This is a genomic window from Luteimonas sp. TWI382, from assembly GCF_039674545.1.
In the GTDB taxonomy this organism is placed as follows: Bacteria; Pseudomonadota; Gammaproteobacteria; order Xanthomonadales; family Xanthomonadaceae; genus Luteimonas.
In genome coordinates, this window is sequence record NZ_JBDJNS010000012.1 from 12,627 (window position 1) to 35,254 (window position 22,628).

Consider the following 22,628-nt stretch of genomic DNA (forward strand, 5'->3'; position numbering starts at 1 on the left):
AGGGTGCGGGCGTGGGCGCGCCGGTGCCGGCGCACCGATCACGTCCGTTCCCCGATCTTCCCCCGCGTTTCCCCGACATCGACGACCGTGTTGCCTGCTGCCGCCGTGGCGTTCGCAGACCGGGAGCCGGTTAGACTATGCAATCCCCGCGCCGTCGCCGACGCAGGCTGCGCGCCCGAAACTGGAGCAGGCATGGCCTGGAACATTCCCGGCAAGAACAAGGACAACGAAACCCCGGACCGTCGTGGATCCGGCGGTGGCGACCGCAATCCCTGGCCACCGCGCCGCAATGGCGGTCGGCGTGGTCGCGGCGGTGGCGGTGCGTTTGACGGCCTGATCGACCAGTTGCGCGGCCTGTTCGGCGGCGGCGGTGGCGGCAACCCGCTGCGCTGGATTGCCGTCGCGCTGGTCGTCGTGCTGCTGCTCAACTGCTTCGTGCTGATCGGCGAACAGCAGCGCGGCGTCGTGCTGCGTTTCGGCCAGGCTGCGCGCGTCATGGGCCCGGGTCCGAACTTCAAGCTGCCCTGGCCGATCGAGCGCGTGACCAAGGTCGATGCGACGACGGTGCAGTCCTACAGCAACACCGTGCCGGTGCTGACCCGCGACGAGAACATCGTCGTGGTCTCGTTCAACGTGCAGTACCGGGTCGGCGATCCGATCAAGTACCTCTACGGGACCCGCAACGCGCGCGAGATGCTCGAGCAGACCGCGGTCAGCGCGGTACGCGAGCAGATCGGCCGTGCCAACCTCGACGCCGCACTCAACGCCCGTGGCCCGTTGTCGACCGCTGCGCAGGAATCGCTGCAGGCCTCGCTCAACAGCTACCAGACCGGTCTGGCGGTCACCGAACTCAACCTGCAGGACGCGCGTCCGCCCGAAGAGGTCAAGCCGGCCTTCGACGAGGTCAACAGCGCCCAGCAGATGAACGAACAGCTGGTCAAGGAAGCCGGGGCCTACGCCGCCAAGATCGTGCCCGAGGCACGCGGTGAGGCCGCGCGCATCCGGGCGCAGGCCGAGGGTTACAAGACCGCCGAGATCGCCCGCGCCACCGGTGATGCGACCCGCTTCTCGTTGCTGGTCGACGAGTACGCCAAGGTGCCCGAGGTCACCCGCAAGCGCCTGTGGCTGGATACCGTGCAGCAGGTGCTCGCCAAGAACCGCACCGTGGTCGGCGGCGATGGCCGCCAGTTGATCTACGTTCCGATGGCCGGGGGTGGGGCGTCGTCGCAGCCGGCGCCGTCCCTGGTTCCGCCCGAGGTGCTGTCGCCGACCGTCGAGGCCACCCGCGAGGCCGCCCAGGCGCCCGCGCGGTCCTCGCAGTTGCCGCGCCCGCCGCGCGATGGAGGCTCCCGATGAGACTGAACTTCGTCATTCCGCTGCTGATCGTCGTACTGCTGGGCCTGATGGGCTCGGTGTTCGTGGTCCGTGAAGGCCAGGTCGCCCTGGTGCTCAACCTCGGCCGTGTGGCCCGTACCGATATCGGCCCGGGCCTGCACTTCAAGATCCCGCTGATCGAGTCGGCGCGGATCTTCGACCGTCGCTTCAACGCCAGCGCGTTCTCGCCCGAGCGCTCGCTGACCTCCGAGCGCAAGGACGTCAGCGTCGACTTCGTCGCGATCGTCACCATCAGCGACGCCGCCGCGTTCTATCGCGCCACCCAGGGCCGGGAGGACGATGCCAGCCTGCGTCTGGAGCCGATCATCAAGAACTCGCTGCGCAACGAGATCAACGCCAACACGCTGACCGAGCTGGTCTCGGGCAACCGGGCGCAGTTCGTCGACCGCCAGCTGCCCGGTATCAACGAGGCCGCCAAGTCGCTGGGCATGCAGATCGTCGATATCCGTCTCAAGCAGATCGACCTGCCCACCGACAGTCAGGTCATCGTGCAGGTCTACGACCGCATGCGCGCCGAGCGCCGCGAGGTCGCCACCCGGCTGCGTGCCGAGGGCGAGGAGCAGGCCCGCGCGATCCGCGGCCAGGCCGACCGCGAGCAGACGGTGCTGCTGGCCGAGGCCGAGCGCGATGCGCAGAAGCTGCGAGGCGAGGGCGATGCCGAGGCGACCCGCATCTACGGCGAGGCCGCCAGCCGCGATCCGGGGTTCTATGCGTTCCAGCGCAGCCTGGAGTCGTACCGCAAGGCGTTCGAGAAGGGCGACAGCGTGATCGTGCTCGAGCGCAACGACCCGTTCCTGCAGTACCTGCGCAGCGACCGCTGAGTACGTCGATGTCGCAGCTGTGGGCGGCGCTGTGCCTGGTAGCGGTGATCGAGGGTCTGATCCTCTTCGTCGCTCCAGGGCTGTGGAAGCGCACCGCCGCCCAGATGCTGGCGATGTCGCCAGGATCGCTGCGGCGCGTGGGCGGGGTGATCCTGCTGCTGGGCGTGACCGCCCTGGTGCTGGTGCGCGGCGCAGGCTGAAAGGCGCCCGTGCGCGGGGGCTGAACCTCCGGCCCCCCTGGGGTGGCCCCGCGCGAAGAAAACCCGGAGAATGCACAAAAGCCGGCTGGCCGCCCCCGCAAGGGCGCGCTTGCCGGCTTTTTCCGTGTCCGGGTCCGGCGCGGCGGACGTGCCCCGATGGCACGGTCCGCAGCAGCGCGTCGTTCCAGGTGCGGACCCACTCTGCGGCCCCGATGGCCGCACGCAACAGGAGTCATCAAGATGGGTCAGTCAGTCGTAGTGCTCGGCGCGCAATGGGGCGACGAAGGCAAGGGCAAGATCGTCGATCTGCTCACGCAGGATATCGGCGCCGTGGTGCGCTTCCAGGGCGGCCACAACGCCGGCCATACGCTGGTCATCGGCGGCAAGAAGACCGTCCTCCACCTCATTCCCTCGGGCATCCTGCGCGACGATGCGCTGTGCCTGATCGGCAACGGCGTGGTGCTCAGCCCCGCGGCGTTGATCAAGGAGATCGGCGAGCTCGAGGCTGCCGGTATCGAGGTGCGTTCGCGGCTGAAGATCAGCCCGGCCACGCCGCTGATCATGCCCTACCACATTGCTCTCGATCAGGCCCGCGAGAAGGCCGCCGGCGGCAAGGCCATCGGTACTACCGGCCGCGGCATCGGCCCGGCGTACGAGGACAAGGTCGCCCGTCGGGGTATCCGCGTCGCCGACCTGCACTATCCCAAGCAGCTCGAGGACCAGCTGCGCACCGCGCTCGACTACCACAACTTCGTGCTGACCCAGTACCTGGGCGTGGAGGCGGTGGACTTCCAGAAGACCTACGACGAGGCGCTGGCCTTCGGCGAGTACGTCGAGCCGATGAAGTCCGACGTCGCCGGCATCCTGCACGACCTGCGCAAGCAGGGCAGCAAGGTGCTGTTCGAGGGTGCGCAGGGGGCGCTGCTGGACATCGACCACGGCACCTATCCCTACGTCACCAGTTCCAACACCACCGTCGGCGGCGCGCTGGCCGGCGCCGGCGTGGGCGCGGATGCGATCGACTACGTGCTGGGCATCGCCAAGGCCTATGCCACGCGCGTGGGCGGCGGCCCGTTCCCGACCGAGCTCGACGACGAGATCGGGCAGGGCATCCGCGACCGCGGCCAGGAGTACGGCGCCTCGACCGGTCGCCCGCGTCGCTGCGGCTGGATGGACATCGTCGCGCTCAAGCGCGCGGTCGCCATCAACGGCATCTCCGGGCTGTGCATCACCAAGCTCGACGTGCTCGACGGCATGGAGAAGCTCAAGGTCTGCATCGCCTACGAGTACCGCGGCAAGCGCACCGAGTACGCGCCGCTCGATGCCGCCGGCTGGGACGAGTGCACGCCGGTGTACCTCGAGTTCCCGGGCTGGGAAGAAACCACGCACGGCATCACCGAATGGGACGATCTGCCGCCCGCAGCCCGCGCCTACCTGCGCGCGCTCGAGGAACTGGCCGGCTGCCCGATCAGCATCGTGAGCACCGGCCCCGACCGCGCGCACACGATGGTGCTGCAGGACCCGTTCGCCTGATCGCGGACGCGGTCTGAACGACACGGCCCGGCACGTCCGGGCCGTGTCGTATCCGGGCGCCGGCATTGCCGGCCGCGGCGGCCCGGCGGGCAGGCCACGTGCGTGCACGCCGGGCTTGCGCGCAGCGACGCCGGACGCAACGATGCGTCCGTCACGCCGCCTCCGGCGTGTGATCGCCCGTTGCCCGCCACCGAGACCCCGATGCGCCTGTTTCCTGCAGCCCTCGCCATCGCCGCCGCCCTGTGTGCAGGCTGCCAGGCCGACGCGAAGGATCCGCCGCTGCCGTCGTTCGGCATCGACCTGTCGCATCCCGACAATCCCTATCTGGTCACGCCGGTCGAAGGCCATGTCGTGCTGCTCGACGGTCGCCAGGTCGCGCTGCCCTACGGCAGCAGTTCGGGCACTTGGGGCCAGTCGGGCAAAGGCGCCGGCGAGGATCGCGGCATTCCGGTGGGCGCACAGATCGTCTACTACGCCCGCTACGACGACACGTTCTACCGGCTGGATGCGGCCTTCCCGCGCGCGCTGATGGAGACGCTGGCCTACCGGGCCTATCCCAACAGCGAGTCCGACTCGAGCGAGCAGCCGCTCCAGCCCTATATCGACGTGCGCCAGGTGCCGGACTATGCGCGGCAGTTCAATCGCTTCGGCACGAGCTACTACCCGATGCGCGGACTGGTGTTCGGCTTCGCGCCCGAGGGCCTGGTCGCGGTCTGGGTGCGCTACGGCGCCCAGCAGGTCCAGATCGGTACGTTCCGGGCCCAGCCGATCGAGGACGATGCGCGCTATGCGGACGCGCTGTTTTCGACCATCTCGGTGACGCGCGCGCAGATGCGGGCCCAGGTAATGCCCGACGCCTCGGCCCGTCCTTGGCTGGACTACCAGCAGCGCTACGACTGGGCCCCGGTGTTCGAGCCGCCCAGTTCCGATGCCGAGCTCTACCAGGTCGTCACCGAGTACTTCAACGGCGAGCGCGAGATCATGCTGCGTCCCTGGGTGGGGCAGGGGATCGCCCAGTCGCGCGCGGTGCCCCGGGAGATGACCCTGTACTGGCGCTCGCCCAGCGGCACGACGCTCGAGACCGCGGCCCGGTTCGACTGGGCCGTGTTGAACCGGCTGTTCGCCGCCCAGTCCGGCGCCCGTGCGCTGCGCTTCGTCGACGATGGCCACGGCGGCCTGGACGTCATGCTGGGCGATGTCGCCGTGCCGACGCTGCACCTGGATTCGGCGCGCAGCGGGTTCACGTTCAAGCCCTGAGTGGGACCCGCCCGGCGCCGGGCCGAGACCGCCGCTGACAGTGGTCGGCGGGGCGCCGAGAAGGCGGCGATTGTCGGCGGCATCGCGGCTTGCCATGATGCGGGCGAGGGTTCATCGGTTTGCCGGATGCAGGCCACGCATTTCACTTTTGCAGGGCTGGTTCGTCCAGGCATCCATGGAGTCCGTCCGTCATCCCATCGAGCCCTTGCCCGAGGCCGGCGCGCCCGCTGCGCCGCCGTCGGGCCGGCCTGCTCCCGGCGCCCCCGGCACACTCGATGCGGCCGAGTTGGTCCGCAACCTCAACACGACCCTCGTGCGCTCGCTGCAGCACCGGCTGGGGTCCTACGAGGACGCGCGCGAGGTCGCCCAGGAGGCCTATGCCCGGCTGCTGCACTTGGGCAATGCCCAGGTCGTCAGCTTCCAGCGCGCGCTGCTGTTCAAGATCGCCCAGAACCTGGCCACCGACCTGCTGCGGCGACGCGCCTACACCGAGCTTCCCGAGCCGGACGGTCTGGAGCTGTGGCCCGACCCGGGCACCGATCCCGAGCGCTCCGCGCGCGCCCGGCGGGTGGTGGAGCGGCTGCCGGCCGTGCTCGCCGAGCTGCCGGAGAAGTGCGCCGAGGCGTTCCGCCTGGTGCGAATGGAGCAATGCAGTTTCAAGGAAGCGGGGGAACGTCTGAACCTCACCGACCGGATGGTGCGAATCCATGTCGCGCGCGCGTTGGCGCTGTGCCAGCAGCGTTTCGACGAACTCAGGGACGATGCGGAAGGCGACGACCATGCATGACCCCACTGCCGCGCGCCGCGCCCAGGCGCTCGAAGAGGCCGCGACCTGGCTCATCCGGCTGGGCGAGCACGACCTGAGCGACGCCGACGTCGACGCCTGGAATGCCTGGATGGAGGCCTCGCCGCTACATGCGCAGGCGTTCGCCGACATCGATCTGCTCTGGGAGGCGGCCGCCGACGTCGACCCCGGCCGCGTCCAGGCCGCGCGCGAGACGCAAGCGACGCGCGCAGTCCCGGCAGGCGGGGATGGCGCGCGCGCCGCGACGATTCCGGCCGTCACTGAGGCCACGTTCCGGCCGCGTCCGTCGGTGCGCACGACGCGTGCGGGCCGCCGCGGTCGCCGTGCCGGCGCCTGGGCGGCGCTTGCCGCGGGCGTCGCCGCGGTCGCAGTGACGGTGGGCCTGTGGCGAGCCGATGTGCCGGACGCCGGGCCCGAGATGCACCTGGTCGCTGCCGTCGGCATGCCGCGACAGGCGACGCTCGCCGACGGCTCGCGCATCGATCTCGATGCCGGCAGCGAGGTCGTCGTGCAGTACAGCAGCCAGCGGCGACAGGTGGAACTGGTCCGCGGGCAGGCCTATTTCTCGGTTGCGAAGGATCCTGCGCGGCCGTTCGAGGTTCGCGCCGGTGGCGCGATGGCGCAGGCGCTGGGCACCCGTTTCGTGGTCGCGCGCCGCACCGAGGGCGAGCGCGTCTCGGTCACCGAGGGCCGCGTGCAGGTGACCGACCTGCGGGTCGACGGCGGTTCGGCGCACCAGGTGGTGCAACTGGCGGCGAACCAGAGCACCACCCTGGTCGAGGACGGGCCGCTGCTCGCGCCCGTGGCGCACGAGCCCGCGTCGACGCTGTCCTGGCTCGACGGCAAGGTGACCTATCGGCGCGAGTCGCTGCGCAACGTGGTCGCCGATCTCAATCGTTACTCGTCCCGCCCGATCGTGCTGCAGGACGAGGCCATGGCGCGGTTGCAGGTCACCGGCCGCTGGCAGACGGGCGACCTGGACGCCTGGCTCGACAGCGTCGCCCGTGCGCTGTCGCTGCGCGTCGTACGCGATGGCAAGCGGATCGTGCTGACCCGGTCCGGCCCCGACCCGCGCACGTCCGATCACAGTGGGCCGGATGCGGCGGCCGCGCGGGCGCTGCAATGACCGGGAGACGCCGAAGAACTTGAGCGCACACCGTCGCCGGGCGGCATCCTGCGTTCCCCGCGCTCTGCGGTCGGGGGCGGGCGCGCGATGGCTGCTGTCGGCGGTGGCGGCGTTTTCGCTGTGGACCGCCCCCCTGCACGCCGCCGAGCCAGCGGCCACGCGGACCGTCTTCGATCTGCCGCCGCAGGCGCTCGAGGATGCGTTGATCCAGTTCTCCGAGCAGTCGGGGCGGCAGTTCGTGGCGATCGGCGATCTGCGCGCCGCGCCCAGGACACCCCGGGTGCAGGGCGCGATGGACGATCGCGATGCCTTGCGGCGATTGCTCGCCGGCAGCGGCTTCGATTTTCGCGTCAGCGAGGACGGCGTCGTCGCCATCGCGCCGGCGGCGGCGCCACCGCGCGTCCCGGGGCCGCCGAGGCAGCCGGCACCGGCGTCGACGCGTACGCCGGTCGATATGGGCAAAGTGCAGGTGACCGCACGGCGCCGGAGCGAGCGCAGCCTGGATGTGCCATTGGCGGTGACCGCGCTGCGCGGCGCGCAGCTCGAGGCTGCCGGTGTCATGAATGTCGCCCAGGCGATCGATTCGGTGGCCGGCGCCTCGACGGTCGATGTCGGCGGCGGCTTCACCCAGGTGCAGATCCGCGGGGTGTCGAGTTCGCTGGGCGGCAACGACAACGGGTACTACATCGACGAAATCCCGTTCACCGGCGTCACCGTGCCCTGGCATCCCGACGCGCGCGCATTCGACCTGGACCGCGTCGAGGTCCTGCGCGGCCCGCAGGGCACGCTGTTTGGCGAAGGCTCGATGGGCGGAACGGTGCGCATCCTGACTCATGCGCCGGCCTTCGATGGCGTCGCGCTGCGCGCCACCGCGGGCCTGTCGACCGTGCGCGGCGGCGGCAACGGCCGCAGTGCCAAGCTGATGGCCAATCTGCCGCTGGTGGCCGAACGCCTGGCGCTGCGTGCGGTCGCCACCGACGAATCGCTGCCCGGCTGGGTCGATGACGCCCGCGACGGTCGACGCGACATCAATACCCAGCACGTGCGCACCGGCCGCCTGCGCCTGTCCGCGCTGCCCACCGACCGCTGGCGGCTCGACGCCGCGCACTGGACTTACGACTCCGACGCGCCGGGCGGCGGTTATGCAGCCGATGACGCGATGCGGACGTCGTACTTCTACGGTCGCGATGTGCGTTGGACCACGTCCAACCTGGTCAGCACCTTCGAGGCCGACGCCTCGACGCTGGTCTACACGCATGCCCAGGCCGACCTCGCACAGCAGCAGGCTGGCGAGATCCTGCCCGGCGTCGCCTACGCCAGCGCGATCGATATCGCATTGCGGACCGACGAGTTGCGCTGGAGCTCGACCGGTCGCGGCGCGCTGTCGTGGACGCTCGGTGCCTACCGGCGGCATGCGGCCCGCGCCGATGTCGCCGCGATCGGGGCCGTTGCGCCCAGCCGCGCACGGCAGACCAACGACGGCGCGGCGTACTTCGGCGACGCGACGCTGCAGCTGCCGATGCCGGACTGGAGTGTCAACCTGGGGTTGCGCTACTTCGAGGATCGTGTGCGCGGCGCGTCGCTGACCACAGATGCCCAGACGCTGCTCGACGAGACCTTCCACAGCTGGAATCCCCGCTTGGGGGTGTCGTGGAAGCCGACCGCGGACGCCACTGTCTACGCGAGCGTTGCCAAGGGCTTCCGCTCCGGCCAGTTGCAGCCGGTGACCTCGGTGCTGCTGGCGCAGGCGGCCGGCATCGCACTGCCGACCAAGATCGACGCCGACCGCATCCTGACCAGCGAAGTCGGGGCGAAGCTGCTGCTGCACGATCGCCGGGTGCTGCTCGAGACCGCGGTGTTCGACAGCCGCTGGCGCGACGTGCCCATTCGCGTGCCGGTGACTGACGTGTTCAACGGCCTGGCCAATTCGGAAGGGGCGCACATCCGCGGGGCCGAACTGGGGCTGACCGTGCAGTCGCGCGCCGACACCGACTTCCAGCTCGAGGCCGCATGGATCGATGCCGCCTACATCGCACGCGTCGAGGGCACGACCATCGTGCCGGGCACGCCGGTCTACAACATTCCGCGGCTGACCGCGGGGGCATCGGCCGAGCATCGCTACGATGTGCGCAACGGCCTGCAACTCGTCACGCGTGCCGGGCTGCGCTATCACAGTGCGCGCCGGGTCTCGTTGACCCAGGGCACGCCGGGCGACGCCATCGTGTGGGCGAATGCCCGGGTGGGATTGGAGTCGGACGCGGGCTGGAGCCTGGCCCTGTACTGCGACAACCTGACCAACGAATCGGGCGCCGACGATGCCCGCAACATCCGCGGCATGGCGACGCGCCTGCGGCCGCTGACGGTGGGCGTGGAGTTCGAGACACGCTACTGATCCATGCGCATGACACGCGCATTTCACTTTTTCTTCATCCAATCGTCACGGCTTTCGGAAGGCCACGCACACCGCGGGTCTTCGACGCGCACATCGCGCCCCACCGATCGCCAGGAGAGAGCCGTGACCCGTATCGCCCGAGCTTCGCATCGTCCATCCGCCCCCGTTCGCCAGGTGCTGTGCGTGGGTATCGCCACGGCCCTGCTGTTCGCGGCGAATGCGCATGCGAACGACGCCATCGCCACCGACGCCCAGGCCGACGGCGCGGCCCAGGCCACCTCGCACGACGCCACGGTCAAGGAGCTGGGCAGCGTCACTGTGACCGCGCGCAAGCGCAGCGAGCGCCAGATCGACGTGCCGATCGCGATGTCGGCCATTACCGGCGAGCAGATCGACGCCTTCGGCATCAACAACGTCTCGGAGATCATCACGATGACGCCCGGTGCCGCCTCGGTCGACAACGGCGGCGGCTTCACCCAGGTGCAGATCCGCGGCGTGTCCAGCTCGCTGGGCGGCAACGACAACGGCTACTACCTCGACGAGATCCCGTTCACCGGCGTCAGCGTGCCGTGGTATCCCGAAGCGCGCTCGTGGGACATCGACCGTGTCGAGATCCTCAAGGGGCCGCAGGGCACGCTGTTTGGCGAAGGCTCGATGGGCGGCACGGTGCGCATTCTCACCCGCAAGCCCGACTTCAACACCTTCGGCGGCGCCTTCGAGGGGTCGGCCTCGACGACCAAGGGCGGCAGCAACGGCTGGGGCGGCAAGGGCGTGGTGAACATTCCGCTGATCGAGGATCGTCTGGCCGCGCGCGTGGCGATCACCGACGAAAAGCTCTCGGGCTGGACCGACGACAATGTCACCGGCAACAAGGACATCAACGAACAGCGCGTGAAGACTGGACGGGTGAAGGTGCGCTTTGCGCCTGTCGACCAGTGGACCATGGACCTGGCGTACTGGAAGTACGAATCCAAGGCGCCCGGTGGCGGCAATGGCGCACTCGACGACCTGACGACCAACTCGTTCTACAGCAATGACGACAAGTGGCACACCGCCAGCTTCGTCAGCACCTATGACTTCGGCGGCTCGGAACTGTTCTACTCGTTCGCTGATGCCGAGCTCGATTACGCCAACGACGGCAAGCTCAACCCGACGACGACCTACGTCAGCAACATCAACCTGCAGGTGCGCACCCAGGAATTGCGCTGGTCGTCCACCGGCGACCGCCAGGTCGACTGGACCATGGGCTACTACCTGCGCAAGGCGCAGCGCAATGACGGCTCGCAGGTCGGCGGTGCGCCGCCGAGCCGGTCCAGCCAGACCAATGACGCCTACGCGGTGTTCGGCGAGGTGACGGTGAAGTTGCCCGATCCACGCTGGGCACTGACCGGCGGTCTGCGCTACTTCAGCGACGACGTCGACGCGATCTCGGTCTCCACCACGCGCACCTCGACGCTCAATGCGAACTTCGACAGCTGGAACCCGCGCGTGTCGGTGTCCTTCAAGCCTGAGCGCGACACCACGCTGTACGCCAGTGCGGCGCGCGGCTTCCGCTCCGGCCAGTTGCAGCCGATCTCCTCGATCCTGCTGGCCGAGCAGAACGGCATCGTGTTGCCGTCGACCATCGATCCCGACTCGATCACCACCTACGAGCTCGGTGCCAAGTCGCTGTTCCTCGACGGCAGCCTGCTGGTGGAAGGCGCGCTGTTCTACAGCGACTGGAAGGACGTGGCGGTGCGCGTGCCGATCACCTCGACCATCAACGGCCTGACCAACTCCAAGGGCACCGAGAACAAGGGCGTCGAATTCAACCTGGTCTACACGCCGACCGCATCGCTGATGCTGCAGCTCGGTGGCGCGGTCATCGACGCCACCTACGTTGCCGACGTGCCCGGCACCCCGCTCAACAAGGGCACTGACGTCTACAACGTGCCGCGCAATAGCCTGTCGGCCTCGGCCGCCTACAGCTGGGACATCCGCAGCGACCTGCGCGGCGTGGTGCGTTCCGGTCTGGTCCACGACTCGGCGCGCAAGACCGCGTTGACCGCGGGTTCGCCAGGCGATGCGATCACGATGCTCGATGCGCGCATCGGCGTCGAGGCCGATGCTGGCTGGTCGGCCTTCCTCTACGGCGAAAACCTCACCAATGAGGACGGTGCGCTCAATGCCCGCACGACCCTGGGCGTGGCCAACCGCTTGCGGCCGCGGACCTTCGGCGTGCTGGTGCGCTACAGCTTCTGACCCGCCCCGGCCGGCGCCCGGTGACGGGCGCCGGTCTTTCGACAGGACCGACCTCATGCCTTTCTCGCAACGGATTCACCCCGGTGCCCGGCTGCTGGCACTCTCGGCGCTCGCGGCCCTCGCACCGGCGATGGCGCAGACCGCCGATCCGCAATGGCTGGAACCGCCGCACGACGCCCGCGCGTTGGAGTGGGCGCGCGCCAAGACCGCGGCCTCGGAAGCCGCGATCCGCGCGATGCCCGCCTATGCCCAGGTCAAGGCCGAACTGGCCGGTGCGCTCGCCACCGGCGCCGCTGAACCGGACATCACCTTGATGGGCCCGCGGGCGCTGCGCTTCTTCCGCGACGCCGCGCATCCCTATGGCCTGCTGCAGCGCGCCGACCGCGACGCAGACGGCCTACCTGGGCCGTGGCGCACCGTGCTCGATGTCGGGCAACTGCGTCAGGCCGAAGGCACGCCGTTCGAGCTGCAGGCCTACGACCTGTCCAGCGCCTGCCTCGCGCCGACGTTCGCGCGCTGCCTGCTGCGATTGTCGCCGGCGGGCGGCGACGAGGTCGAGATCCGCGAGTTCGATCTGGACGCCGCGCGCTTCGTCGACGACGGCTTCCGCACACCGAAGGCCCGCGCCTTCGCCGAATGGATGGGCCCCGACCAGGTGCTCGTCGAGCACACTGCCGATGGCGCGCCGACAACGATGGCCGGCTGGCCGGCGTCGGTACGTCTGTGGCAGCGCGGCGAACCATTGGCGCGCGCGCGTGAGGTTTACGCCGCCCAGCCGACCGATGCGATCGTGCAGTTGTTCGCGGTCGGCGAAGGGGCGCAGCGCCGCGGCGTGATCGTGCGCGCGATCGACTACTCCACCTTCGAGGTCTTCGGCGTCGGCCAAGACGGCGTGGTCGAACAAGCGCCGCTGCCGCGCGCGCTCAAGCCGATGGCCGTGCAGGCGCTGGTCGGCGGACAGGTGGTCGTGCAACTCGGCGTCGATGCCACGGTCGAAGGCACGGCGTACCCGGCCGAGACGCTGCTGGCCTGGAACACCGATCCGGCGACGGCCGGTGCGCGCGTCACTCGGATCTATACCCCCGCCGACGGCGATTACCTGGGCGGCCGCAGCGACATCGCCAGCGCCCAGGGCAAGCTGGCGTTCGTGGTCAACCAACTGCTGGTGCCGCGCGTGCTGCTGGCGACGCCGGGCGAGGCGGGCTGGCGCGTGGACGAAGCGATCGCCGGCGCACCGGGCGATACGCTGTCGGTGCGTGGCGGCGGCAGTTCGGCCGACGACCTGATCGTGACTCGCGAAGGGTTCGTCGCACCGCGCCGGCAGTCGCTGTACCGGCCCGGACAACCGCTGCGCCTGCTGGCCGAGGACCGCAGCCTGTTCGACGGCACGGGCTACATCACCGAGATCCGCACCGCAACCTCGCGTGACGGCACCACGGTCGACTACTGGCTGCTGCGACCCAAGACGCTGGCACCCGGTCCGCAGCCGTTGTTCATGACCGGCTACGGCGCGTTCGGCATCTCCTACCGCCCCGGCTACTTCGACCACACGGTCGGTGGCCCGGCCTTCAAGCTGTGGCTCGACCGCGGCGGCTCGCTGGCGATTCCGGCGGTGCGCGGCGGCGGCGAGCGTGGCGAGGCCTGGCACCAGGCGGCGATCCGCACCCAGCGCCAGCGCTCCTACGACGACTTCATCGCCGTGGCCGAGCAACTGGTATCGAGCGGCTACACGGTGCCGGCGAAGATCGGCGTGTTCGGCATGTCCAACGGTGGCCTGCTGTCGGCGACGCTGGGCACCCAGCGTCCCGACCTGTTCGGTGCGGTGGTCAGCGATGTGCCGCTGACCGACCTGATCCGGATGCGGCACATGGGTATGGGTGCGGCCTGGATCAACGAGTACGGCGATCCCGACAAGCCCGACGAGGCGGCCGCGATGCGCGCGTACTCGCCGATGCAGAACGTGCGCGCGGGCGTGACCTATCCGCCGTTCCTGGTGACGATCTCGACCGAGGACAACCGCGTCGGACCGGGCCATGCCCGCAAGCTGGCGGCGCGGCTCGATGACGTCGGCGCACCGGTGTACTTCCTCGAGGACGAGGAGGGCGGGCACGGCGTCAGCGACGCATTCCGCAACCCCGAACTCATGGCCTTGCGCATGACCTTCCTGATCGACACCTTGCTGCCTGCGACGAACGCCACGCCCTGACGGCGTTGGTCAGACTGCCCCAAGACCACGCCGGGCTGGACCTGGCGTGGTCTTTTGCACGTGGCGCTGGCAAGGGCGCCGGTCTGCGTACCCTCCAGCGCGTGACGCCTGGCCCCCCACCCAACCCTCCCCCGCGAGCGGGGGAGGGCGACAGGGACGCGTCCGGGGTTTCGGTCGCTGATGTGACCCGGACTCGTGTGCGGTCGCTGATGTGAACAGGATTCGTGTGCGTGGGAGCGCTTCAGTCTGGCGTAGAGAAGGTGCGCGATCGCGCTGCTCGCATCACGTAGCATGACGGGACTCGGGGGCACGATCGCGCCCGCGACCCACCGCAAGACCCGACGGCTCGAGGGAGCGCCCGTGTACCTGCAGACTGTGTTCGGCGATGCGCGCCATCCCAATCCCTGTCGTGGCTGTGGCGCCGACGATCCGCTCGGCTTCGATGTCCGCATGGCCTTCCAGCCGATCGTCGATGCGCGCGACCGCTCGATCTTCGGCTATGAAGCGCTGGTGCGGTCGATGGATGGCGGTGGCGCTGCGGCGCTCATCGCCCAGGTGCGCCCGAGCAGCTTTATCGCTTCGACCAGACCTGCCGGGTCAAGGCGATCGAGACCGCCGCGCGTCTGGGCCTGCGCGAGCGCCTGTCGATCAACTTCTTTCCCAACGCCGTCTACGAGCCGGCGACCTGCATCCGTCTGACGCTCGCCGCCGCGCAGACCTTCGGCTTCCCGACCGACAAGCTGATCTTCGAGACTGCGGAATCGGAACAGGTGCGCGACCACGGCCACCTGACCCGGATCTTCCGCGACTACCACAGCCGCGGCTTTCTGACCGCGATTGACGATTTCGGCGCCGGCTACGCCGGCCTGAGCCTGTTGGCGGACTTCCAGCCCGACCTGCTCAAGCTGGACATGGCGCTGGTGCGCAATGTCGACGTCGACCCCAACCGCGCCGCGATCATCGGCGGCGTGGTGCGAATCGCCCAATCGCTGGGCTGCACGGTGCTCGCCGAAGGCGTCGAACGCGACGCCGAGTACCACGCGCTGCGGGTGCTGGGCGTGCCGCTGTTCCAGGGCTATCTGTTCGGCAAGCCCACGCTGGAAGCCCTGGCACCGGTCCCGGACGCCCTCTGGGCCCATCTCGAGGCCTGAGGCGCCGGTGGCGGCCGCCTGGGCGTGGTCGGCGCGGGCAGGGCGCCCACATTGCGGCCGTTTCACCGGCTCTTGCCGCCGCTTCGGGGAGGATGGCCGGTGCCGCGCGTAGCCCGCGCGCGTCCCGCCCTCATCGAGACGGTCCATGGACACACGCCCTGTCGTCGTGGCGCCATTGCACAGGCCGCTGCACCCCTTGCACATGCTGCTGGTCACGAGCGCATTCCCGCTGTTTCTCGGCGCGCTGATGGCCGATATCGCCTACGCGCGCAGCTACGAGATCCAGTGGACCAATTTCGCGTCCTGGCTGCTGGTCGGCGCGATGGTGTTCGCGGTCATTGGCCTGGTCTGGGCGCTGGTCTCGCTGGCCACGCCGACCGCGCGCACGCGCACGCGGTTCCTCTATGTCGGCCTGCTGGCGCTGACCTGCGTGCTGGGCTTTCTCAATTCGCTGATCCACGCGATGGATGCGTGGCAGAAGATGCCGCAGGCACTGGTGTGGTCGACGCTGTGCGTGCTGTCGATCGCCGCGACCCTGTGGTTTGCACTGGGCGGCACGCTCCGCCGCCGGGAGGTCGTGGCATGAACATCCGGCATTCCCGATCGAAAACCGCCTTGCGTGTGCTGGTGCCCGCGCTGGCGTTCGCGCTCGCGTCCTGCAGCGGTACGCCGGACGAGACCTATGTCGGCCCGTCGCCCGACCTGCCCAAGCCGCAGCGAGGCCTGTTCCCGACGCTGAAAGTGTCGCTGCCGGCGCAATGGGGCGACGCGCGCCCGCAGGTGCCCGAGGGCTACGAGATCACGCCGATCGCCGACAACCTGCAGATTCCGCGACAGATGCTGGTGCTGCCCAACGGCGACATCCTGGTTGCCGAGGGCCGCGGCGGCCGCGCGCCCAAGCTCACGCCCAAGGACATCATTGCCGGCGTCATCAAGGGCCGCGGCAATACCCAAGTCGAAAGCGGCAACCGCATCACCTTGCTGCGCGACGGCGATGGCGACGGTGCCTACGAGAGTCGCTCGATCTTCGCCGAGGGTCTGGATGCGCCGTATGGCCTGGCCTTCGGCAACGATTCGATCTATGTCGCGACGCAGGATGCGCTGCTGCGCTTCGACTACACGCCCGGCGCGGTCAATGCCGCTGGGCCGCCGCAGGAGATCACCCGGCTCCCGGCGGCGATCAACCACCACTGGACCAAGTCGCTGGCGATCAGCCATGACGGTCGCTACCTGTTCGTGGGCATCGGCTCGGACAGCAACATCACCGAGCGCGGGCTGGCAGTGGAAGAGAACCGCGCGATGATCTGGCAGGTCGACGCGCAGACCGGCTTCCATCGTGTCTTCGCGACCGGGCTGCGCAACCCGACCGCGCTGGCGATGCAGCCGGGCATGGACCAGCTGTGGGCGGTGGTCAACGAACGCGACGAGATCGGCGACGAGCTCGTGCCCGACTATCTGACCAGCGTGCGCCCCGGCGGCTTCTACGGCTGGCCCTACAGCTACTGGGGGCAGCATGTAGATGAGCGGGTGCGGCCACAGAAACCGGACAAGGTCGCCAGCGCGATCGTGCCGGACTTCGCACTCGGCTCGCACGTCGCCGCGCTCGGCCTGGCGTTCTCGTCGCCCGCGATGGGCGCGCAGTTCGCCAACGGCGTGTTCGTCGGCCAGCACGGTAGCTGGAACCGCGATCCGCCGGTTGGCTACAAGGTCTCGTTCGTCCCGTTCCGCGACGGCCGTCCGTCGGGCGAGGCGATCGACTTCGCGACCGGCTTTCTCGGCGAGGACGGCAAGGCCCGTGGCCGCCCGGTGGGCGTGGCGGTGGACCCGCGCGGCGCGCTGCTGGTCGCCGATGACCTGGCCAACACCATCTGGCGGATCGTGCCGACCGGGGCAGCGGCGGCCACGGCCCCGGCCGCAACCTCCGCGCCCGCGGAGCCCCCATCTGCCGACGCGCCTGCGCCGGCATCACCGCCGCCCGCCGGCTGACGGCGCTTCACACACGATGACGGACGGGGCCTGCGGGGCCCGTCCTGCCGATTGCCTTGATTGCGCCGTGGCGGCTCAGCCCGCGTCGCGCGGGAGCTTGGCGACCACCTTGATCTCGAAATCGAAGCCGGCCAGCCAGGTCACACCGACCACGGTCGCAGTCGGGAACGGCGCCTGTCCCCAGTACTCGGGCACGATCGCCCACGCCTGCTCGAAGCGGGTCGCCGGGTCGACGACGAAGAACGTCACATCAATCACGTCGTCGAATGTGCAGCCGGCGGCATCGAGTACCGCATTGAGGTTCTCGAACGCCCGGTGCACCTGGCGTTCGAAGTCCGGCTCCGGCGATCCGTCCTCGCGGCTGCCGACTTGACCGGAGACGAACAGCAGGCCGTCGGCGCGGACTGCCGGCGAGTAACGATGGCGCTCGTACAGCGCATGGCGGTGAGCGGGAAACACGACATCGCGTGCGGTCATGGCGGTGCACCTTCCAGAACAGGACAGACCCCAGTGTGGTGGCCGCCGGCGGCGGGATAAACGCGCTGCGCTGTCCAGCACTGTTCGTAGAATCCGGACAATCCTTTCTGTGGGACGCCCGATGGACCGTTTCGATGCGATGCAGGCCTTCGCGCGCGTGGTGGAGACCGGCAGCTTCACCAAGGCCGCGGCCACGCTGCACATGAGCCGCACGACAGTGACGCAGTTGGTCCAGCAGTTGGAGGCGCGGCTGCGGGTGCGGTTGCTCAACCGCACCACGCGCCAGGTCAATGTGACTGCCGATGGCGCCGCCTATTACGACCGCGTGGTGCAATTGCTGGCCGACATGGATGATGCCGAGACCAGCCTGTCGAGCGCCGTCGCCGCGCCGCGCGGGCGGCTGCGCGTGGACGTGCCCAGCCCGTTCGCGCAGTTGGTGCTGGTGCCCGCGCTGCCGCAGTTCCATGCCCGCTACCCGGACATCCAGCTCGACCTCGGCGTCAGCGACCGCCGCGTCGACCTGATCGGCGAACACGTCGATTGCGTGGTGCGCGGTGGCACGATCACCGACCAGTCCCTGATCGCGCGGCACGTCGGCGACCTGCAGCTCGGTGTGTACGCCGCGCCCGCGTACTTGCAACGCATGGGCCTGCCGGCGCATCCGCGCGAGCTGGAGGACAGCGCGCACCGCATCGTCGGCTTCCTGTGGGCGCGCACCGGCAGGGCGCTGCCGTATGCGATGCGCCGCGGCGACGAACACCTGCAGGCGCAAGGGCGCTACGTGGTCGCACTCGACGACGGCAATGCCTACCTCGCCGCCGGCCTCGCCGGTCTGGGCGTGCTGTGGCTGCCCGACTACATGGCCAAAGCCCCGGCGGCGAGCGGCGCCCTGGTGCGCCTGTTCGAGGACTGGCAACTCGATCCGATGCCGATGCACATCGCATTCCCGCCCAATCGCCACGTCAGCGCGAAGGTGCGGGTGTTCATCGACTGGATCATCGCGCTGATGGCCGAGCACGCCCCGCTGGCGCGACAGCCACCCACCTGACGCCCACCGCACGCAGCATCACTCCCTCTCCCGCATGCGGGGGAGGGCTGGGGTGGGGGCGCCCTCCGCCCACACGCGGATTCGCGCCTCCTTGACGATTCGCTGGCGATCCTGCGGTGCCACACAACGGAGATCTGCATGATGATGCGCGCCTGCGGCCTCGGCCGCGTCCCGATCGCAGTGTGGGCCAGCCGCCTCACGTCGGCTTCGCCCCTTGCCCGCGGCGCACGCCGCGCGGAGCGCTGAGCGATGGCGCGGCTCCGTCACACCGACTGGCCCGACCGGCTGTGGATCGTGCGGCATGGACAAAGTGCCGGCAATGTCGCGCGCGATGAGGCCGAGCTCGCACAGACCCATCTGATCGACATCGAGACCCGCGACGCCGACACCCCGCTCTCGGACCTCGGGCATCGTCAGTCCGAAGCGCTGGCCGCCTGGTTCGCCGAGCTGCCGGCCGACGAACGCCCCAACGTGCTGCTGACCTCGCCGTTCGTCCGCGCCCAGCAGACCATCCATGCGGTGGCCGATGCACTGTGCATCGATCGCGCCGACATCGGCGTCGACGAGCGCCTGCGCGAGAAGGAGTTCGGCATTCTCGACCGCTATACCGTGGCCGGCATCCAGGCCACGTTCCCGGAACTGGCGGCGCAGCGCGCGCAGGTCGGCAAGTTCTATTTCCGCCCGCCAGGCGGCGAAAGCTGGTGCGACGTGCTGCTGCGCCTGCGCAGCGTGACCGAGGTGTTGCGCCGCGACCATGTCGGCGAGCGCGTGCTGATCGTCGCCCATCAGGTCATCGTCAACTGCTTTCGCTATCTGCTCGAGTGCATGGACGAACAGCAGATCCTCGCCATCGACCGCGAGGCCGACGTGCCCAACTGTTCGATCACCGAGTACGCACTCGACCGCAACTGGCGCGACGCCCGCTTCGAGCTGAAGGTCGCGAACTTCGCGCTGCCGGTCGAGGCGGGCGGGGCGCCGGTGACCGACGCCGCCGACACCCCGGCCGGACCAAAATGACAGCGCGCATGCCGCGCCGGCCTGCCGTGCGCCGGCTGACCGCGCCGCTGCTGCGCGCCTGGCCGTTGCCGGACCCCTCGGCTGGCGAGAGCAAGGAGGACCGCGGCCGCGTGCTGGCGATCGGCGGCAGCGTGCAGGTGCCTGGTGCCGTGCTGCTGGCCGGTCTGGCGGCGCTGCGTGCCGGCGCGGGCAAACTGCAGGTAGCGACCGTCGCCGAGGCCGCGCTGCCGCTGGCGATCGCAATGCCCGAGGCCAAGGTCATGGGGCTGCCGGGCACCCGGCACGGCGCGATCCGCGACCTCGGCCGCGACGCCGCCGATGCAGCCCGCAGCGCAGGCGCGGTGCTGGTCGGCCCCGGCATGGACTGCACCACGGCCACGCGACGCGTCGTCGCGGCAGTGCTCGAGGCGGCCGCCTGTCCGGTCGTGCTCGACGCCGGCGCCTTGCAGCCCGAGGTCGTGCGCGCATTGCGGCGACGGGCCGGGCAGGGCGCCACGATCATGACCCCGCATCTCGGTGAGATGGCCGGCATGCTGGACACCGATGCCGACGCGATTTCCGCCGACGCGCAGGCCGTCGCCCGCGATCACGCACGCGACTGGAACGTGGTGCTGGTGCTCAAGGGCCCGACCACCACCATTGCCGCGCCCGACGGCCGCATCTGGATCAACACCACCGGCAGCGCAGGTCTCGGCACATCGGGCTCGGGCGATGTCCTCGCCGGTCTCATCGCCGGTCTTCTCGCGCGCGGCGCGGCGCCCGAACAGGCTGCCGCCTGGGGCGTGCACCTGCATGCCCGCGCGGGCGCACGGCTCTCGCGGCGGCGGGGCCTGGTCGGTTTCCTCGCCCGCGAAATCGGCGACGAGATTCCCGCGCTGATGCAGCGGCTGTAACCGGGCAGGAAGCAGGCGCGATTCGTCGCCATTGCGCGATGCCGCATGAGCAAAGGCGCCGCGGGGCGCTGGGCATCGCCGCGTTGCAGCAGAACTCAGCTCAGCGGCCCGGCCGGAATCAGCACCGGTCCGATGGGCCTGGCCGGCGCGCGGTTGCAGGCTGGGCTTGTCATCCAGGCAGGAGCAAGGCAATGCCGATCATCGACACCAACAAGAAGGCCACCACCGCCCGCAACAGCGCGATCAGCGAACGGCACAGCGAGAAGCAGAAAGGCATCGCAAAGTGGAGGTCGTACCTCAACCGCAACAACACCAATCCGGACCTGTATGTCCTGGCCGGCGCTGTCGTCGTGCGCCTGGATCACTTTGAACCGAGCACCGACGACGGCCCGGGCACGGTCTACAAGGACAAGAGCGGCTATTACTACGGCGAAATCGTGCCGCCGAGCGACCAGGGCGGCGACGACATCCCCCCGAAGCCCGACCGCGGCATGCCGCCGTCCTCGGACGACGAGGACGACTAATGCCCCCAACGAAGTCGTCGTCAGAACACCCGCGGCTATCCGCCATCAGCGCGCCTATCCACTCCCTCCCCCGCACGCGGGGGAGGGCTGGGGTGGGGGCGAGCGTGCCTCAGAACGACCCGTGGATGTCCGTCACCACGACGACTTTCTCGTTGACGAACTCCGTCAATCCCAGGTCGATCAACTCATGGCCGTACCCCGAGTTCTTGACCCCGCCGAACGGAATATCCGCCTTCACGCCGGTGGGCTGGTTGATGTAGACCATGCCGGTCTCCAGCCGCGCGGCCACGCGCTTGGCGCGCTCGGTGTCCTGGCTGAAGACCGAACCGCCCAGGCCGTAGGGCGAGTCGTTCGCCAGCTGGATCGCCGCGTCCTCGTCAGCCACGCGGTAGACCTGGCTCACCGGTCCGAAGAACTCGGTGCGATAGGCCGGGTTGTCGCCGGTGATGCCGGTCAGCAGCGTCGGCTGGTAGAACGCCCCCTGCGTGGGCACCGGCGCACCCAGCGTCTCGGCCTTGGCGCCGTTGGCGATCGCTTCTTCGACCTGCCGCGCCAGCCCGTCGCGCGCGCCTTGCGATGAGAGCGGCGCCAACGTCGTGGCCGGGTCCATCGGGTCGCCGGCCTGCAGCGCGGCCACGCCGGCGCGGTAGTGCTCGAGGAACTGCTCGTACACCGGCGCCTCGACGATGATGCGCTTGGACGACACACACACCTGGCCGGCGTTCCAGTGGCGGCCGAACACCGCCCACTTCGCGGCTTGTGCCACGTCGGCATCCGACAGCACGATGAACGCATCGGCGCCGCCCAGTTCCAGCGTGCTCTTCTTCATGTACTTGCCCGCCAGCGCCGCCACCGCCGAGCCCGCGCGCTCGCTGCCGGTCAGCGCCACACCGCGCACGCGTGGGTCGGCGACCACGCGCTCCACGTTGTCATGCGAGACGAACAGGTTGGTCAGCAGCCCGTCCGGCGCGCCGGCGTCGCGGAACAACTGCGCCATCGCCAGCGCCGATTGCGGCACATTGGCCGCGTGCTTGAGCACGATCGCGTTGCCCGCGGTCGCCTGCGGCGCGGTGATGCGGATCACCTGGTAGAACGGGAAGTTCCACGGCTCCACCGCGAACAGCACGCCCAGCGGCTCCTTGACCAACTGCACGTCGGTCTCGCCGAAGCCTTCGGCGGGCAGGTAGCGCGGGCCCATCGCCTTGGCGCCGTGCTGGACGTAGTAGTCAAGGATCTTGGCGCACAGCTCGACCTCGGCCTCGGCCTCGCCGATCAGCTTGCCCATCTCCAGGGTCAGGATCTGCGCGAACGCACGCGGCTTGGCGCGCAGCAGTTCGGCGGCGCGGCGCAACACCTGTGCACGCTGCTCGAACGAGGTCTCGCGCCAGCGCAGGAACGCGGCGTGCGCGCGGCCGACGGCCGCGTCGATCTCAGCCGGCGTGGCCTCCTCGAACGTCTTGACGGTCTCGCCGGTGTAGGGATTGGTGGTCGCAAATGCCATGGGTGTCTCCTTCGCAGGGATGGGCAGCTCGTGGACACAACAGGCAGGGAGAGCT

18 protein-coding genes and 1 pseudogene are annotated in these 22,628 nt (G+C 69.6%); 17 read left to right on the forward strand and 2 right to left on the reverse strand.

Annotated features, from left to right (window positions below):
- The first annotated feature begins 192 nt into the window (after window positions 1–192).
- The 13 genes and pseudogenes from hflK (at window position 193) to ABE505_RS09630 (ending at window position 17,113) form a co-directional block, all read left to right on the forward strand.
- Window positions 193–1,356 carry an FtsH protease activity modulator HflK gene (gene hflK / locus ABE505_RS09570; RefSeq protein ID WP_346442164.1) on the forward strand — a complete coding sequence of 388 codons (1,164 nt, stop codon included), beginning with the start codon at window positions 193–195 and terminating at the stop codon, window positions 1,354–1,356.
- Window positions 1,353–2,216: a protease modulator HflC gene (hflC, locus tag ABE505_RS09575; protein WP_346442163.1), complete on the forward strand. Its 864-nt coding sequence runs from the start codon at window positions 1,353–1,355 to the stop codon at window positions 2,214–2,216. Before hflK ends, hflC begins: the two co-directional genes overlap by 4 nt.
- Window positions 2,217–2,224: 8 nt before the next feature.
- Window positions 2,225–2,416 carry a DUF2065 family protein gene (locus ABE505_RS09580; RefSeq protein ID WP_346442162.1) on the forward strand — a complete coding sequence of 64 codons (192 nt, stop codon included), beginning with the start codon at window positions 2,225–2,227 and terminating at the stop codon, window positions 2,414–2,416.
- Between the two features lie 240 nt (window positions 2,417–2,656).
- Window positions 2,657–3,949, forward strand: a complete 1,293-nt coding sequence (locus ABE505_RS09585; protein ID WP_346442161.1) for an adenylosuccinate synthase — start codon at window positions 2,657–2,659, stop codon at window positions 3,947–3,949.
- A 201-nt stretch (window positions 3,950–4,150) separates the two neighbouring features.
- On the forward strand, window positions 4,151–5,206 hold the full coding sequence (locus tag ABE505_RS09590) for a hypothetical protein (RefSeq protein ID WP_346442160.1): 1,056 nt from the start codon (window positions 4,151–4,153) through the stop codon (window positions 5,204–5,206).
- 175 nt (window positions 5,207–5,381) lie between these two features.
- The gene (locus tag ABE505_RS09595; RefSeq protein WP_346442159.1) at window positions 5,382–5,993 is read left to right on the forward strand and encodes an RNA polymerase sigma factor; all 612 of its coding nucleotides are present in this window, start codon (window positions 5,382–5,384) and stop codon (window positions 5,991–5,993) included.
- A complete protein-coding gene (locus tag ABE505_RS09600; protein ID WP_346442158.1) occupies window positions 5,986–7,137 on the forward strand; it encodes a FecR domain-containing protein in 1,152 nt (383 codons plus the stop codon). Before ABE505_RS09595 ends, ABE505_RS09600 begins: the two co-directional genes overlap by 8 nt.
- Before the next feature lie 103 nt (window positions 7,138–7,240).
- Window positions 7,241–9,529 (forward strand): TonB-dependent receptor, encoded by a 2,289-nt coding sequence (locus tag ABE505_RS09605; RefSeq protein ID WP_346442157.1) that lies wholly within the window; start codon window positions 7,241–7,243, stop codon window positions 9,527–9,529.
- A gap of 123 nt (window positions 9,530–9,652) precedes the next feature.
- Window positions 9,653–11,770, forward strand: coding sequence for a TonB-dependent receptor (locus ABE505_RS09610; protein WP_346442156.1), 2,118 nt, complete (start codon window positions 9,653–9,655; stop codon window positions 11,768–11,770).
- A 55-nt stretch (window positions 11,771–11,825) separates the two neighbouring features.
- The gene (locus ABE505_RS09615) at window positions 11,826–13,976 is read left to right on the forward strand and encodes a prolyl oligopeptidase family serine peptidase (protein WP_346442155.1); all 2,151 of its coding nucleotides are present in this window, start codon (window positions 11,826–11,828) and stop codon (window positions 13,974–13,976) included.
- Window positions 13,977–14,426: 450 nt separating this feature from the next.
- Window positions 14,427–15,127: pseudogene (locus tag ABE505_RS09620) on the forward strand (EAL domain-containing protein).
- A 145-nt stretch (window positions 15,128–15,272) separates the two neighbouring features.
- Entirely contained in the window at window positions 15,273–15,713 is a 441-nt protein-coding gene (locus ABE505_RS09625) for a DUF2231 domain-containing protein (RefSeq protein WP_346442154.1), read from the forward strand.
- The gene (locus ABE505_RS09630; protein ID WP_346442153.1) at window positions 15,710–17,113 is read left to right on the forward strand and encodes a sorbosone dehydrogenase family protein; all 1,404 of its coding nucleotides are present in this window, start codon (window positions 15,710–15,712) and stop codon (window positions 17,111–17,113) included. Before ABE505_RS09625 ends, ABE505_RS09630 begins: the two co-directional genes overlap by 4 nt.
- Before the next feature lie 75 nt (window positions 17,114–17,188).
- On the opposite strand, the gene ABE505_RS09635 is transcribed toward ABE505_RS09630, so the two are convergent.
- Window positions 17,189–17,590, reverse strand: coding sequence for a RidA family protein (locus ABE505_RS09635; RefSeq protein WP_346442152.1), 402 nt, complete (start codon window positions 17,588–17,590; stop codon window positions 17,189–17,191).
- Window positions 17,591–17,711: 121 nt separating this feature from the next.
- Here ABE505_RS09635 and ABE505_RS09640 point away from each other — a divergent pair, with 121 nt between their 5' ends.
- The 4 genes from ABE505_RS09640 to ABE505_RS09655 all read left to right on the forward strand — a co-directional run bounded on the left by ABE505_RS09640 (window position 17,712) and on the right by ABE505_RS09655 (window position 21,072).
- The gene (locus ABE505_RS09640) at window positions 17,712–18,638 is read left to right on the forward strand and encodes a LysR family transcriptional regulator (protein ID WP_346442151.1); all 927 of its coding nucleotides are present in this window, start codon (window positions 17,712–17,714) and stop codon (window positions 18,636–18,638) included.
- Window positions 18,639–18,887: 249 nt separating this feature from the next.
- Entirely contained in the window at window positions 18,888–19,655 is a 768-nt protein-coding gene (locus ABE505_RS09645; protein ID WP_346442150.1) for a histidine phosphatase family protein, read from the forward strand.
- An 8-nt stretch (window positions 19,656–19,663) separates the two neighbouring features.
- Complete coding sequence (locus tag ABE505_RS09650; RefSeq protein WP_346442149.1) at window positions 19,664–20,548, forward strand: NAD(P)H-hydrate dehydratase; 885 nt, start codon at window positions 19,664–19,666, stop codon at window positions 20,546–20,548.
- Window positions 20,549–20,739: 191 nt separating this feature from the next.
- Window positions 20,740–21,072 (forward strand): hypothetical protein, encoded by a 333-nt coding sequence (locus tag ABE505_RS09655; protein ID WP_346442148.1) that lies wholly within the window; start codon window positions 20,740–20,742, stop codon window positions 21,070–21,072.
- Window positions 21,073–21,181: 109 nt separating this feature from the next.
- On the opposite strand, the gene ABE505_RS09660 is transcribed toward ABE505_RS09655, so the two are convergent.
- Window positions 21,182–22,573, reverse strand: a complete 1,392-nt coding sequence (locus ABE505_RS09660; protein ID WP_346442147.1) for an NAD-dependent succinate-semialdehyde dehydrogenase — start codon at window positions 22,571–22,573, stop codon at window positions 21,182–21,184.
- Between the last annotated feature and the right edge of the window lie 55 nt (window positions 22,574–22,628).

What these genes read in the sequence shown, in the direction of transcription:
- hflC (WP_346442163.1), top strand. Translation starts at nt 1,353, where the DNA reads ATGAGACTGAACTTCGTCATTCCGCTGCTGATCGTCGTACTGCTGGGC.
- ABE505_RS09630 (WP_346442153.1), top strand. Translation starts at nt 15,710, where the DNA reads ATGAACATCCGGCATTCCCGATCGAAAACCGCCTTGCGTGTGCTGGTG.
- hflK (WP_346442164.1), top strand. Translation starts at nt 193, where the DNA reads ATGGCCTGGAACATTCCCGGCAAGAACAAGGACAACGAAACCCCGGAC.
- ABE505_RS09580 (WP_346442162.1), top strand. Translation starts at nt 2,225, where the DNA reads ATGTCGCAGCTGTGGGCGGCGCTGTGCCTGGTAGCGGTGATCGAGGGT.
- ABE505_RS09655 (WP_346442148.1), top strand. Translation starts at nt 20,740, where the DNA reads ATGCCGATCATCGACACCAACAAGAAGGCCACCACCGCCCGCAACAGC.
- ABE505_RS09585 (WP_346442161.1), top strand. Translation starts at nt 2,657, where the DNA reads ATGGGTCAGTCAGTCGTAGTGCTCGGCGCGCAATGGGGCGACGAAGGC.
- ABE505_RS09590 (WP_346442160.1), top strand. Translation starts at nt 4,151, where the DNA reads ATGCGCCTGTTTCCTGCAGCCCTCGCCATCGCCGCCGCCCTGTGTGCA.
- ABE505_RS09600 (WP_346442158.1), top strand. Translation starts at nt 5,986, where the DNA reads ATGCATGACCCCACTGCCGCGCGCCGCGCCCAGGCGCTCGAAGAGGCC.
- ABE505_RS09625 (WP_346442154.1), top strand. Translation starts at nt 15,273, where the DNA reads ATGGACACACGCCCTGTCGTCGTGGCGCCATTGCACAGGCCGCTGCAC.
- ABE505_RS09635 (WP_346442152.1), bottom strand. Translation starts at nt 17,590, where the DNA reads ATGACCGCACGCGATGTCGTGTTTCCCGCTCACCGCCATGCGCTGTAC.
- ABE505_RS09650 (WP_346442149.1), top strand. Translation starts at nt 19,664, where the DNA reads ATGCCGCGCCGGCCTGCCGTGCGCCGGCTGACCGCGCCGCTGCTGCGC.
- ABE505_RS09645 (WP_346442150.1), top strand. Translation starts at nt 18,888, where the DNA reads ATGGCGCGGCTCCGTCACACCGACTGGCCCGACCGGCTGTGGATCGTG.
- ABE505_RS09595 (WP_346442159.1), top strand. Translation starts at nt 5,382, where the DNA reads ATGGAGTCCGTCCGTCATCCCATCGAGCCCTTGCCCGAGGCCGGCGCG.
- ABE505_RS09640 (WP_346442151.1), top strand. Translation starts at nt 17,712, where the DNA reads ATGGACCGTTTCGATGCGATGCAGGCCTTCGCGCGCGTGGTGGAGACC.
- ABE505_RS09660 (WP_346442147.1), bottom strand. Translation starts at nt 22,573, where the DNA reads ATGGCATTTGCGACCACCAATCCCTACACCGGCGAGACCGTCAAGACG.
- ABE505_RS09615 (WP_346442155.1), top strand. Translation starts at nt 11,826, where the DNA reads ATGCCTTTCTCGCAACGGATTCACCCCGGTGCCCGGCTGCTGGCACTC.